This window comes from Pseudohongiella sp. O18, from assembly GCF_021729085.1.
Taxonomy (GTDB): domain Bacteria; phylum Pseudomonadota; class Gammaproteobacteria; order Pseudomonadales; family Pseudohongiellaceae; genus Pseudohongiella.
On sequence record NZ_JAJSAR010000001.1, the window covers coordinates 740,005 to 753,721 of the forward strand.

The window sequence follows — 13,717 nt, forward strand, 5'->3', positions numbered from 1 at the left end:
CCGTGATTCCAGATGTCAGCCCACTTGCATGATGGCTTCGATTTCAACCAGTGCGCCGCGAGGCAGAGCGGAAACCTGTATGGTGGCGCGCGCCGGATAGGGTTTCTGAAAATACTGCTCCATGGTGGCATTAACAACGCCAAACTCGGCCAGATCAATCATGTAGATGGTCAGCTTTACGCAGTCGTCGAGGCTGCCGCCTGCTTCCGAAGCCACGGCCGAGAGATTTTTCAGTACTTGATGGGCCTGGGCTTCAACCCCACCCTGGACGATCTCCATGGTCGCCGGATCCAGGGGTATCTGGCCAGACATGAACACCAGGTTGCCGCTACGGATGGCCTGGGAGTAGGGACCAATGGCAGCTGGCGCGCGAGGAGAGGTAATGGCTTCTTTCTGAGTCATGTTGGTGTCCGTTATCTAAAAAGGAGTAAGTAGTTACTCTCCGGCTTTCCTGAGTAAAGATTCAGGTGCGATGCTGCTCTTGATGGGCCTGACAAGTTTTTTGCTCTTGACCCTGGCGACCTTGCTGACGGGTTTTATCAGGCGAATGTGCTTCATGACGCGGGCCAGGTGGACCCGGTTTTTCACGGTCAGCAGCAGATTGACGATACTGAATCGCGCATCACGTTCGACCGTGCTGATACGTTCGATATTTGCCTCTTTACTGGTGATGGCGGTGGCAAGTTTGGCAATAATACCGCGCTCATTTTCCAGTTCCACGCGAATCTCGACCGAAAACTCGCCCTCAACATCGGGATCCCAGCGTACCGGTACAACTTTATCGGGCTGCTGACGGATCTCGGCAATATTGTTGCAGCTGTCCATGTGAATCACCATGCCGCGCCCGGAGCTGATATGAGCAACGATGGGGTCGCCCGGGATCGGGTAACAGCACTTGGCGTAACTCATCACCATGCCTTCGGAGCCGCGAATGGCCAGCGAGGCCTGGCGGGCCTCCTTCTTGTTCTTGGGGCCGGGCGTCGCGACTACTGGCTGCTCTGGCAGCAGCTTCTGCGCGACGATATGGGCCATGCGGTTGCCCAGGCCTATGTCACTGAGGAGGTCATCCAGCGATTCGAGATTGAATTCCTGCATGGCAGTCTGAATACGTTCGGGTGTCAGCTTGTCCAGCTGGGCGCCATGACCAGCCAGAATCTTGTTGAGCAGCCGCCGGCCCAGCGCAATAGACTCAGACTGTCGCTGGTTTTTCAGAAAGTGGCGGATGTTGCTGCGTGCCTTGCCCGTGACAACAAAACTCAGCCAGGCCGGGTTGGGCTGGGCACCTGGTGTGGTGATGATTTCCACGGTCTGGCCACTTTCCAGCGGCTCACTCAAGGGCGCGAGACGACGGCTGATGCGGCAGGCCACGCAGGAGTTGCCGACGTCGGTATGGACAGCATAGGCAAAGTCCACGGCGGTTGAACCGGCCGGTAACTCCATGATGCGCCCTTTGGGCGTAAATACATAAATCTCGTCCGGGAACAGGTCAATCTTGACGTTCTCGATAAATTCCAGCGAGTTGCCCGCATTCTTCTGCATCTCAAGCAGGCCGTTGATCCACTGTCGGGCGCGGATATGCGCATTGCTGGGAGTGTCATCGGATGACTTGTACAGCCAGTGCGCCGCGATGCCGTTGTTGGCCATCGCTTCCATCTCCTCGGTGCGGATCTGTATCTCGATCGGCACGCCATGCATTCCAAACAGTGTGGTGTGCAGGGACTGGTAGCCATTGGCTTTGGGAATGGCAATATAATCTTTGAACCGGCCTGGAACAGGTTTGAACAGGTTGTGAACAGCGCCTAAAACTCGATAACACGTGTCAACTGAGTCAACCACTATACGAAACGCGTAGACGTCCATGATTTCCGAGAAGGATTTACGCTTGGTGCGCATTTTCTCGTAGATGCTGTACAGGTGCTTCTCGCGGCCGAACACGCGGGCCGACATGCCCTCGCGCTCGAGGCAGGCCTCAACAGCACTCTGAATCTGTTTGACGATTTCTTTACGGTTGCCGCGAATGGATTTGACGGCGGCGTCGATGCGGCGCGCGCGCATCGGGTACAGTGCCTCAAAACCCAGCTCCTCAAATTCGACGCGCACTGCGTTCATACCCAGGCGATTGGCGATCGGCGCGTAGATATCCAGCGTTTCCTTGGCGATACGGCGGCGCTTTTCAGGGCTCAGCACTTCCAGGGTACGCATGTTGTGCAGGCGGTCTGCCAGTTTGACCAGGATGACACGCAGGTCTCGGGCCATGGCCAGCGCCATTTTCTGGAAGTTTTCGGCCTGCGCCTCGGCGTGGCTGCTGAAATGAATCTTGTTGAGCTTGGATACCCCATCCACCATGTCGGCGACAGTTTCACCGAACTGGCTCTTGATAGCCGTCTTGCTGATGCCGGTATCTTCGATCACGTCATGCAGCATGGCGGCCATCAGGCTTTGATGGTCCATATGCATGTCGCTGAGGATGCCGGCTACGGCCAGAGGATGTGTCACGTAGGGTTCGCCGCTGCGGCGGAACTGACCATCGTGCGCCTGTTCAGCATAGAAATATGCCCGGCGCACGTGGTTGACCTGTTCGGAGGCCAGATAACCTGAGAGGTTGCTGGCCAGTGAGTCGATTGTAGTAAGGGACACTAGCCGACTCCTTGACGCCTTACTCGTCGTCGTTCAGTGACTCGTCGGCAGCCTGCTCAGCTTCTGGTTCAGCCACAATCGCGCCCATCATGGCGGCAGTAGCGTCCAGTTCGGCTTCGGGGACTTCACGGGCAGGTGCGGGACGAGAGTGAAGAATGCTCGAATCAACGTGACCTTCGGCGATTTCGCGCAGTGCGATCACAGTTGGTTTGTCGTTGTCTTCCGGTACCATTGGATCTTTGCCGCCAGTTTGCAGCTGACGAGCGCGTTTGCTGGAGATCATTACCAGCTGGAAGCGATTGTCGACTTTATCCAGACAATCTTCGACAGTAATTCGGGCCATAGCGATCAACCTGTTTCAAAAAATATTTGGGAAATTTGGCGGCTGTTATTCAACCAGACCAGATATGATACTGAAAACCTTCAGACAATGCATGTGTCAGCGCATAAAAAAGACGCAAACAACCCACTTCTTGTCGCTATCAGGTCAGCAAATCTGCCAGAAGTTGGCGATTGTTGTGCTGCTGGCGAGTCTGTTCCAGGCGCACCGCGCGGAAAACGGCACGTAAATCGTCAAGTGCCCGGTCAAAGTCTTCGTTGATAATCAGATAGTCAGCATCGCCATAGTGCGATATTTCGTCGCGGGCCTGCTGCATTCTGCCAGCGATAGTTGCCTCATCGTCCTGCGCGCGTGACGTCAGCCGTTGCTCCAGCGTCGCCAGAGATGGCGGCAGGATAAAAATACTTTTCAGCGGGCTGATTCGTTCACGCACTTGAGCCGCGCCCTGCCAGTCGATCTCGAGAATCACATCACGGCCAGCGTCAAGCTGCTCCTGCACCCAGTGTTCAGAGGTACCGTAGAGGTTACCGAACACTTCCGCAGACTCCAGGAATACGCCACGCTCTCGCATCGCGACAAAGGTATCGCGATCCACAAAGTGGTAGTTGACCCCATCCTGTTCGCCCGGGCGGCGGGCTCGGGTGGTATGGGAGACAGACACACAGATGCGTGGGTCGTTGTCTTTAAGAAGCGCGTTGACCAGGCTGGTCTTGCCGGCGCCGGAGGGTGCAGAAATTGTAAACAGGGTACCGTGGGCCATGGATTGGTGTCAGAGTGAAAAGATGACTGGGATGCCGCGAACTATAGTCAAACCGCTGCAGGGTGTCCACTTCCTGACCTGATCAGATCTCCTTCCTGTTCGGATGCCGGACCAGCAGCGTCAGGCTCATTAAGCTTGCGTACCATGTCGCCAAAGAGTCGAAACTCCGAGGCCCGCGGCGATTTGTGTCGCCACATGAGACCTATGGAGCGATGAACATTGGTGTCATTCAGCCGGCGAACACAAATATTGGTGCCGCTCAGGATCTGTTTGTCCACCGCCATCCTGGGAATCAGCGTGATCCCGATTCGGCTGGCGACCATTTGCACAATGGTATTAAGGCTGGTGGCGTGATAGGGAACACTGACATCCTTCAGGCTGAGACGGCATGCCTCCAGCGCGTGGTCGCGTAAACAGTGACCATCCTCGAGTAGTAATAACTCACTCCCCGCCAGATCCTGCGTGCAGATACTTGGGCGTTCCGTCAGGGGGTGAGAGGGGTCACAGGCCAACAGAAATTCGTCGTAGAAAAGGTGTTCGGTTTCTACCCGCTCAGCCCGGTAGGGCAGCGCCAGCAAGAGCAGATCCAGCTCACCCGTCTCCAGGGCGCGTGTCAGGTGTTCGCTGAGATCCTCCCGGATGAACAGCTTGAAATCAGGATACCGGTCGCGCAGCTCGCCCAGCAAATCGGGTAGTACATAAGGTGCAATGGTCGGTATGACCCCTATGCGCATCTCTCCGGAAAAGGGTGTACGGGAGGCATCGGCCGCTGCCATCAGATCCTCGACATCGCTCAGAATCCGCTCGCCGCGGGCAATGATTTCTTCGCCGATGCGGGTAATGATGATGGATTTGTGTGTACGTTCTACCAGGCTGACGCCCAGATTGGACTCCAGCTCCTGCAGCGCCGTGCTGAGAGTGGACTGCGATACATGGCAGGCCTGTGCTGCTTTGCCAAAGTGCAGGTGTTCGCCGATGGCGCATAGATAACGTAACTGTCGGAGGGTGGGCTGATGTGACATTGGTTTCTGTCCTTGATGACCGGTTGCTTTGCAGAATGGACGATCGCTGGTGAAAGTGTAAGTGCATCTGGTTTCGCGACTCGATCAATTTTTCCGATCAACCCTGCGAACACAATCAATTATACAGATCATAATCGATTTTTCTAATATTGTCGGGCTAATCAGCACGTGGCGAGTTATCGCCTGGCTTTATGCGGTTAGCCGCATACACAGTGCTGTCCCAACAAGCTGAACATCATATGTCACACAAGGGGGTTTTATGATCAAGAAAACATTGCCGTACGCGATTGCAGCGGTTATTGCGTCGGCTACCATGCTGCCAGTATCTGCCCAGGACGTCCCGGCTGCCAACGAGACGGCGCCAAGTCAAATGGGCACCCAGCGCACCATCCACGACTGGTGGCCAGAGATGCTGGATCTGCGACCGCTGCGTCAGCACGACCCGGCATCCAATCCACTCGGTGAAGATTTTGACTACGCTGACGCCTTCGCTCAGATCGACCTCGACACACTCAAGCAGGAAATTGAAGAGGTGATGACCACCTCGCAGGACTGGTGGCCAGCAGACTACGGTCACTATGGCCCTTTTTTCATCCGCATGGCATGGCACAGCGCCGGTACCTACCGAGAAGCCGACGGTCGTGGCGGTGCAGGTGGCGGACAGCAGCGCTTTGAACCACTGAACAGCTGGCCGGATAACGCCAACCTGGATAAGGCCCGTCGCCTGTTATGGCCAATCAAGCAGAAATACGGTGCCAGCCTGTCCTGGGCAGACCTGATGGTCCTGACCGGTAATGTTGCTCTGGAATCAATGGGCTTTGAGACTTTCGGATTTGCCGGTGGTCGTGAAGACGACTGGGAGCCCGACATGGTGTACTGGGGCCCGGAAACCGAATGGCTGGCCGATGAACGCCACAGCGGCGATCGTGATCTGGCCAACCCTCTGGCAGCCGTTCAGATGGGTCTGATTTACGTAAACCCTGAAGGCCCGGGTGGAAACCCTGATCCGCTGTTGGCTGCGCAGGATATCCGCCAGACCTTCGGTCGCATGGCGATGAACGACGAAGAGACAGTTGCGCTTATCGCGGGCGGTCACACTTTCGGTAAGGCACACGGCGCCGTTTCCGCAGACTGTGTTGGAGTGGAGCCAGCAGCTGCAGATATGGAAGAGCAGGGCTTCGGCTGGACTAACGAATGTGGCGCCGGTAACGGTGAAGACACTTTTACCAGTGGTCTGGAAGGTGCATGGACAGTTACGCCAGCACAATGGTCGCAAAACTTCTTCCAGAACCTGTTCGGTTACGAGTGGGAACAGACGCGCAGCCCCGCCGGTGCCATCCAGTGGCAGCCCGCAGGTGGTGCGGCAGCCAATCTGGTGCCTGATGCCCACAATCCTAATGAGCGCCATGCGCCGATGATGCTTACCACTGACCTGGCCCTGAAAGAAGATCCGGCATACCGAGAAATCTCAATGCGTTTCATGGAAGATCCGCAGGCATTTGAGGATGCATTTGCACGCGCCTGGTTCAAACTGACGCATCGTGACATGGGTCCGCGAGCCCGCTATGTCGGCAGCGATGTACCGGAAGAAGTACTGTCATGGCAGGATCCCATCCCTGAGGTCGACTACCAGACCATCAACGATCGCGATATCCGTGCGCTCAAGTCAGATATTCTCGATTCAGGTCTGACCGTGCCGGAACTGGTTCGTACCGCCTGGGCAGCTGCTGCCAGCTATCGCGGTTCTGACATGCGTGGTGGTGCCAATGGTGGCCGCCTGCGTCTGGCACCGCAGAACAGCTGGGAAGTGAATAACCCTGCCGAGCTGAACCGCGTGCTGGATACGCTGGCCGGCATTCAGGCCGAGTTCAACGACTCACAACGTCGACGTCAGGTATCCATGGCGGACCTGATTGTGCTGGGCGGTGCAGCTGCAATCGAGAAAGCCGCTGTTGATGCCGGTTACGAGGTGCAGGTGCCGTTTGTGCCAGGTCGGGCTGATGCCAGCCAGGAAATGACAGATGTGCAGTCCTTTGCCGTACTGGAGCCGACCGCTGATGGTTTCCGTAACTACTTTGGCCCGAATGCCTATCGCTCGCCCGCAGAAATGCTGGTGGACAAGGCCAATCTGCTGACCCTGACAGTGCCAGAAATGACGGTTCTGGTGGGTGGCATGCGTGCCCTGGATGCAAACACAGGTGGTATCGGTCATGGCGTGTTTACCGATCAGCCCGGGACGCTGAGCAATGACTTCTTTGTAAATCTGCTGGATATGTCTACGGCATGGCAGAAGTCTTCGACTGAAGGGCTGTACGAAGGTCGCGACCGCGCCACCGGCGAACTGAAGTGGACTGCCACTCCGGTTGACCTGGCATTCGGTTCCAACACCGAACTGCGGGCTCTGGCAGAGTTCTACGCCGCAGCTGATGGCGAAGAGCGATTCGTAAACGACTTTGTAGACGCGTGGACCAAGGTGATGACCCTGGACCGCTTCGATCTGCAGTAATCTGACAGGCTGCATCGCTACAGTGACCGACGGTTACTGATCGGTTAGCGATGCAACTGTTTGGGGGGGAAAGCCCCGGGGTAACACCCGGGGCTTTTTTTTGCCTGCTATAATGCTGCCGCATAAACAGATCATGTTCACCAAGGAGTTCCTGATGGCTGACCGCAGCGTCCGCTTGACTGCCTACAGCCACGGCGCCGGATGTGGCTGCAAAATTGCGCCAGCTGTGCTGGATCGTATTCTGGCCACACAACGTCAATTTATGACAGACCCCGCGCTGCTGGTTGGTAACAGCTCAAAAGATGATGCAGCCGCCTACGATCTGGGTGACGGGCAGGTCATTCTCAGCACCACCGATTTCTTCATGCCAATTGTTGACGACCCATTCGACTTTGGGCGGATCGCTGCTACCAATGCCATCAGCGATATCTATGCGATGGGCGGACGGCCTCTGATGGCGATTGCCATTCTGGGCTGGCCACTGGACAAGCTGGCACCAGAAATAGCCGGGGAAGTCGTCGATGGTGGACGGCAGGCATGTTCTGATGCGGGCATGGTGCTGGCTGGGGGGCACAGTATTGATTGCCCGGAGCCGGTATTCGGGCTGGCAGTGACGGGTCTGGTCAGTCGTGAGCATTTGAAGCAGAACAATACGGCTCAGGCCGGCGATGTTCTCTACCTGACGAAACGGCTGGGCATTGGTGTGCTGACGACCGCCCAGAAGCAGGGAAAACTGCGACCTGAGCACGCCACACTGGCTCGCGACACTATGTGCCAGATGAATTCAGCTGGTCAGCATCTGGCGCAGCTGCCCGGAATCACAGCCATGACCGACGTCACCGGGTTCGGATTGATGGGGCATTTGCTGGAAATGTGTGAGGGCAGCGGGGTGGACGCCCTGATTGATGTCGCGCAGGTTTCGGCACTGGAACCGGTGGCCGAGTACATCAGCCTGGGATGCATACCCGGTGGTACACAGCGAAATTTTGCCAGCTATGGCCAGCGGCTCGGCCCGATGACTGACGCTCAACGAGCGCTGCTGTGCGATCCGCAAACCAGTGGCGGTCTGCTGCTCGCGGTCAGGCCCGAGCATACAGCAAATGTCGAGCAGGTACTGCGCGAACAGGGCATTGAGGATTCATTGATCAGACCAATAGGCGAGCTCGTCAGCTCTCGCGAAGAGGCGATCCGTGTCCGGTTGCGTTGATGCACGTCCAGACACTGACGACTATCGGTCACTTTTTCTGGGTGACCTGCCCCTGATTGATACACGAGCCCCAGTTGAGTTCGAGCACGGGGCGTTTCCTTCAGCCGTAAACCTGCCGCTGATGACAAATGACGAGCGTGCCCAGGTCGGCACCTGCTACAAGGCACAGGGTCAAAAGGCGGCCATTGCCCTGGGACATCAACTGGTCAACGGGGTAGTCAAGCAGGCGCGCGTTGAGCAGTGGCTGAGTTTTGCCCGGCAACATCCTGGTGGCTATCTGTACTGCTTTCGGGGCGGGCTGCGGTCACAGATCTGTCAGCAGTGGCTGGCCGAGGCCGGGCTTCAATATCCTCGCGTTGTTGGCGGTTACAAAGCCATGCGGCGGTTTCTGCTGCTGGAACTGGAGCGCTATTGCACACAGGGCTCCCTGATAATCCTGGCAGGCCACACCGGAGCGGCCAAGACAGAGCTTCTCAAACATGTGCCCATGGCGGTCGACCTGGAGCATCATGCCAATCATCGTGGCAGCGCATTCGGCAAGCGGCCGGATGGCCAGCCAGCGCAGATCGACTTCGAAAATGCTGTCATCATCGACATGCTCAAAAAATGTCACCAGGCGCCAGGACTACCTGTTGTGCTGGAGGACGAAAGTCGTCTGATAGGGCGCTGTTCATTGCCGCCGGTGCTGCGTGATGCCATGGCCAAAGCGCCAGTCGTGCTGCTGGAGGCAGACCTGGAGTCACGCACTGAACACTCCTGGGAGAATTACATTCTACGCAAATCCACCGAATGGCTGGAGGTGGCAGGCGCCGAGCAGGGCTTTGACTGTTTTGTAGAGGATCTGCGCGAAGCGTTGTCCAGAATCCGCAAACGCCTGGGCGGTGACCGGTATGCGGAGATTGGTCGTATGCTGGAAGACGCTATTGATGCCCATCGGCGTGGCGACGCCAGCCAGCACAAGTTGTGGATACGCCGGTTGCTGGAGGATTACTACGATCCCATGTACCAGTGGCAATGGCAGCGCCATGACTCACGCGTCATGTTCCGTGGTAATTTCACAGACGTTTTAAACTACCTGCGTTAAGGTCCCACCTACCCACAGACGACGGAGCTGACAATGACGACGCCTGTATCAGAAGCTGAAACAAGAAAAAGCAGCACATGGGAAGTGTTCCGTGTCTTTCTGCGGCTGGGACTGACCTCTTTCGGCGGGCCTGTTGCGCACCTGGGATATTTTCGTGAGGAATTTGTCAATCAGCGGCGCTGGATGAGTGAACGCAGCTACGCTGACCTGGTTGCCCTGTGTCAGTTTCTGCCCGGACCCGCGAGCAGTCAGGTCGGTCTGGCAGTTGGCATGTCGCGCGGTGGATACCGCGGCGCCGCGGCTGCCTGGCTGGGTTTTACCATGCCTTCTGCGATCGCGCTGATTCTGGTGGCTCTGGGAATTGGTGTCTACGTCGACGGCATTAACTCGGGCCTGCTTGGTGGCCTCAAGGTCGCGGCAGTTGCGGTCGTGGCGCAAGCCGTGTGGGGGATGGCGCGAAATCTTTGCCCGGATACACCACGCATTACCTTGATGGCGATTGCTACCTGCCTGATGCTGATCAGTCAGACCGCCTGGTCGCAGGTGGCCGTTATCATTGCTGCGGGCGTGACCGGATTGTTTCTGTTCAAAGCCGACACACAGAGTTCGGTTGATGATGGCTTGCAGGTTTCGGTAAGTCGACGAGCCGGTATTTTCTGGCTCATGCTGTTTTTTGTTCTCTTGCTGGCGCTACCGGTGCTTGCAGGCACGATGTCATCCCAGACGCTGGATATGATTGATGCCTTCTATCGAGCCGGCGCGCTGGTCTTTGGTGGTGGCCACGTGGTGTTGCCGTTGCTGCAGGCTGAGGTGGTGCCGACTGGCTGGGTTAGCGAGGACAGTTTTCTTGCCGGATACGGAGCCGCGCAGGCCGTGCCGGGTCCCTTATTCACATTTGCAGCATTTCTGGGTGCGGCAATGAATCAACTTCCTACGGCTTGGCTGGGCGGATTTATCTGCCTGCTGGCGATATTTGTGCCATCCTTCCTGTTGATCGCCGGCGCACTGCCATTCTGGCAACAGCTGCGCCAGAGTCCGCGCATTCAATCAGCCCTGATGGGAGTGAATGCTGCCGTGGTCGGCTTGTTGCTGGCGGCACTTTATGACCCGGTGTGGACCAGCGGCGTCAGCGACGCCGCCGATTTTGGTCTGGCACTAATGGCGCTGGTGGCACTGGCAATCTGGCGCCTGCCACCGTGGCTGGTGGTGGCAAGCTGCGCCGTTGCTGGCTGGGCAATCAGCCTGGTCTGAGTCAGATGGCAATGTGGCCACCAGACTGCTTCAGTCCAGTGGCAGTATGCCCAGCGCGTTGTTGTTGTTCATCGGAATGATGATCTGGTTTTGCACAGAGTCGTAGCAGATTGAAGCGGCACTCGGGATGCCCTGCGCAATCACCTCAGCCTCTTCGCCCGGACGAATACGGGAAATGCTGCCGAATCGCACACTGCTGACGTACTTGGTGCCATCCTCAGTCACTATCACACCGTCATTGCCGGCTTCCACGGCATATTCAGTCTGCAGAAGTTCGCCAGAGGGGGCGAATGTCATCACATGGTTGTTGCCGATATTGATGACAACAATATTGCCATCATTGTCGATCGCCACGCCATTGGGTGCCATCAGCGGGCTGCCATCAATAAACACAGAAGTGTCGCCATCCGCTGTAATACGATAGACGCGCTGTGGATCACGGGTGTTGGAGGCGTAAATCGTGCCGTCTTCCGTCACACCAATGCCGTTGAGCATGCTGGCGCCGGCTTCTGCAACAGAGAAGGCCTCGAGGGGCTGACCACTGGCCAGATCAAACGTGCGCACGTGATCCATATCTGCCACATACAGCACGCCATTTCGAATCGCGCTGCCCAGAGGATGGTTCAGTGTCAGACCGTTGCGATCATTGCCAATCCACTTTGCAGTGTGCACGCTGCCATCGGGATTGATCAGCGAAACATAGCCGTCATTTGGCTGCATGTCTTCTGAAACGCCGGCGTTCATGGCCAGAATCAGATTTCGCTCTGGATCAAAGGTACAGCTCTCGGCAAAGCGGAAGCTGCCAAAGACTTTGACGTTGCTGGACATCGGCGTGGCCTGACCGGCCTGATTGACTGTACCCAGGGGCTCTCCAGCCTGAAAAGACCCGGTTTGTGCGACGACCGCTGAACTGGCCGCTATTGCAAGCACACTAAAAATGGTACGAAAACTCATAAGCGTTTCTCCTTAAACAGGACAGTTTGTATACTGTGCCAAACGTTCGGCCCAGTTTACTTGATACTGGCCGCCTCGATACAGGTATCATCGTCATTACTACGCAATTCATCGTTTCTGTGTTTCTGTTTGCCCTGGCAGCCGCCATCACCCCCGGTCCCAACAATGTCATGTTGATGAGCTCGGGCGTCAACTTTGGTTTTCGGCGCAGCGTGCCGCTTCTGCTGGGTGTGTGTATCGGTTTTCCGGCCATGTTTCTGGCTATTGGGTTCGGGTTGGGCACGGTATTCCAGCAATCTCCTCAATTGCACGAAATCATCAGCATCATAGGCATTGTGTATCTTTTGTACCTGGCCTGGCGCATTGCCCGATCGGGCGAGCCAGAGCGGGCGCGCGACATCAAGCCTTTGACCTTTCTTCAGTCTGCCGCCTTTCAATGGGTCAACCCCAAAGCCTGGGTGATGGCTACCGGCGCCATTGCCGCCTTCACGACAATCGAAGGGAACATCTATCTGCAGGTGATCAACCTGGCACTGATTTTTATTACTGCAGCCGTGCCAAGCGCGCTCACCTGGCTGTTCTTTGGTCTGGGATTGCAGGCCATGCTGTCCGATCCGAAGCGCCTGCGGCAGTTCAATTATGTGATGGCGGGCTTGCTGGTGCTGTCCATGGTCCCGGTGATTATGGATCTACTGGAATAAAAAAAGCGGCGTCTCCATCGGGAGATACCGCTCTTTATCAGACTATTGCTGGATCAAACGATTAAAAATGCCCGGCCTTGCAGAGCCAGACCGGGCTATTATCAATCAGTGCTGCGGGAAGTTGTCAGGCAGCAGACGGGGCACAAACTTGGTCATACCCTGCACCGGTCCTACTTCGCCAGCGTAGATATTGCCGTTTCGATCAACGGTCACACCTTCACCCATGGCACCAATGCCACCCATGCCGGTAGGACGCTCGGACATATGCTCCGGGATGTAGTACCAGACCTCGCCAGTGCGAGCACTGCCGATACGCAGACCTTTGCGCCAGCCCGGGTTGTAGTTGGCATCAGACTCGGAATCGATGGCGTACAGCACGTCGTTCTCGTCGATGAACATGCCGCTGATGCGGCTGAACTGATACCAGGTGTCCAGGTGATTGCCGTCCTGATCGAAAATCTGGATACGGCGGTTGCCACGATCCGCTACAAAAATGCGACCTTGAGAGTCCATCGCCAGCGCGTGTGGTGATCTCATCTCACCTTCACCGTAGCCCCAGGTGCCCCAGCTCTTCACGAATGTACCATCAGGTGCAAACTTGGAGATGCGGCTCAGGGCGCGCGGGCCTTCTTCATCCATAAACTGTGCACTGTGTGTCTCAGCCACAAAAATGTGCCCATCGGGTGCCACCAGTACATCATTGGGCTCAGTAAAGTGGGTGGGCGGGTTGCCAGTTTCGCCGGGCGTACCCAGCACCATCAGCACTTCCCCTTCAGGGCTGAACTTGATGACCTGGTTGCCACCTGAAATATTGGGATTCTCGGCCAGTTCCTGTGCATTGGGCAGGCGTGCGTCGGCAATCCAGACATTGCCTTCCTGATCCACTTCGATACCGTGTGGCCAGACAATCAATCCGGCACCGAAACTCTGCACCACGTTACCGTTCTGGTCGAGTTTCACAATCGGATCGACATCTGACAGCGCGCATGAGTTAGTTCCACAGCGATCGCCAGCCCAGATGTGAACGCCGTCGACATCTACATGGACTGCACTGACTGAACCCCAGCTGCGTCCGTCGGGCAGCGTACCCCAGTCGCGCATTGTCTCGTATGGGTTGGGCAGATTATTGATCGGGGCCACATCGGCGTGTTCCTCGGGACCAGTCGCGCCCGGTTGAGCCAGGACTGCCGGGGCGGCCACAGCCAGCAGAGAGCCGGCCACCAAACCTGTTAACAGGCTGCGTTTGTTCATTTGC

At 56.7% G+C, this 13,717-nt stretch carries 11 protein-coding genes and 1 pseudogene; 5 read left to right on the plus strand and 7 right to left on the minus strand.

The genetic code is table 11. The annotated features are described in order from the left end of the window. Window positions 1-15: 15 nt before the first annotated feature. The 5 genes and pseudogenes from LVD14_RS03310 to LVD14_RS03330 form a co-directional block, all read right to left on the minus strand. On the minus strand, window positions 16-402 hold the full coding sequence (locus LVD14_RS03310) for a RidA family protein (protein WP_237132607.1): 387 nt from the start codon (window positions 400-402) through the stop codon (window positions 16-18). A 102-nt stretch (window positions 403-504) separates the two neighbouring features. Next, a pseudogene (spoT, locus tag LVD14_RS03315) lies at window positions 505-2,637 on the minus strand (bifunctional GTP diphosphokinase/guanosine-3',5'-bis pyrophosphate 3'-pyrophosphohydrolase); the annotation flags it as partial. 19 nt (window positions 2,638-2,656) lie between these two features. Next, the gene (gene rpoZ, locus LVD14_RS03320) at window positions 2,657-2,980 is read right to left on the minus strand and encodes a DNA-directed RNA polymerase subunit omega (RefSeq protein ID WP_237132608.1); all 324 of its coding nucleotides are present in this window, start codon (window positions 2,978-2,980) and stop codon (window positions 2,657-2,659) included. A 139-nt stretch (window positions 2,981-3,119) separates the two neighbouring features. Continuing rightward, window positions 3,120-3,737: a guanylate kinase gene (gene gmk / locus LVD14_RS03325; protein WP_237132609.1), complete on the minus strand. Its 618-nt coding sequence runs from the start codon at window positions 3,735-3,737 to the stop codon at window positions 3,120-3,122. Window positions 3,738-3,784: 47 nt separating this feature from the next. Continuing rightward, window positions 3,785-4,759 (minus strand): hydrogen peroxide-inducible genes activator, encoded by a 975-nt coding sequence (locus LVD14_RS03330; protein WP_237132610.1) that lies wholly within the window; start codon window positions 4,757-4,759, stop codon window positions 3,785-3,787. A 370-nt stretch (window positions 4,760-5,129) separates the two neighbouring features. On the opposite strand from LVD14_RS03330, the gene katG reads away from it, so the two are divergent. The 4 genes from katG to chrA all read left to right on the plus strand — a co-directional run bounded on the left by katG (window position 5,130) and on the right by chrA (window position 10,807). Beyond that, on the plus strand, window positions 5,130-7,265 hold the full coding sequence (gene katG, locus LVD14_RS03335; protein WP_317622694.1) for a catalase/peroxidase HPI: 2,136 nt from the start codon (window positions 5,130-5,132) through the stop codon (window positions 7,263-7,265). Window positions 7,266-7,419: 154 nt separating this feature from the next. Next, complete coding sequence (gene selD, locus LVD14_RS03340; protein ID WP_237132612.1) at window positions 7,420-8,472, plus strand: selenide, water dikinase SelD; 1,053 nt, start codon at window positions 7,420-7,422, stop codon at window positions 8,470-8,472. Beyond that, window positions 8,456-9,556 (plus strand): tRNA 2-selenouridine(34) synthase MnmH, encoded by a 1,101-nt coding sequence (mnmH, locus tag LVD14_RS03345; RefSeq protein ID WP_237132613.1) that lies wholly within the window; start codon window positions 8,456-8,458, stop codon window positions 9,554-9,556. The genes selD and mnmH overlap by 17 nt, the downstream gene beginning before the upstream one ends. Before the next feature lie 33 nt (window positions 9,557-9,589). Next, window positions 9,590-10,807, plus strand: coding sequence for a chromate efflux transporter (chrA, locus tag LVD14_RS03350; RefSeq protein ID WP_237132614.1), 1,218 nt, complete (start codon window positions 9,590-9,592; stop codon window positions 10,805-10,807). Window positions 10,808-10,837: 30 nt separating this feature from the next. On the opposite strand, the gene LVD14_RS03355 is transcribed toward chrA, so the two are convergent. Then, on the minus strand, window positions 10,838-11,761 hold the full coding sequence (locus tag LVD14_RS03355) for an SMP-30/gluconolactonase/LRE family protein (protein ID WP_237132615.1): 924 nt from the start codon (window positions 11,759-11,761) through the stop codon (window positions 10,838-10,840). Window positions 11,762-11,796: 35 nt separating this feature from the next. Here LVD14_RS03355 and LVD14_RS03360 point away from each other — a divergent pair, with 35 nt between their 5' ends. Continuing rightward, a complete protein-coding gene (locus tag LVD14_RS03360; RefSeq protein ID WP_317622179.1) occupies window positions 11,797-12,462 on the plus strand; it encodes a LysE family translocator in 666 nt (221 codons plus the stop codon). A 105-nt stretch (window positions 12,463-12,567) separates the two neighbouring features. On the opposite strand, the gene LVD14_RS03365 is transcribed toward LVD14_RS03360, so the two are convergent. Further along, window positions 12,568-13,713 (minus strand): peptidyl-alpha-hydroxyglycine alpha-amidating lyase family protein, encoded by a 1,146-nt coding sequence (locus LVD14_RS03365; protein ID WP_237132616.1) that lies wholly within the window; start codon window positions 13,711-13,713, stop codon window positions 12,568-12,570. Window positions 13,714-13,717: the final 4 nt, after the last annotated feature.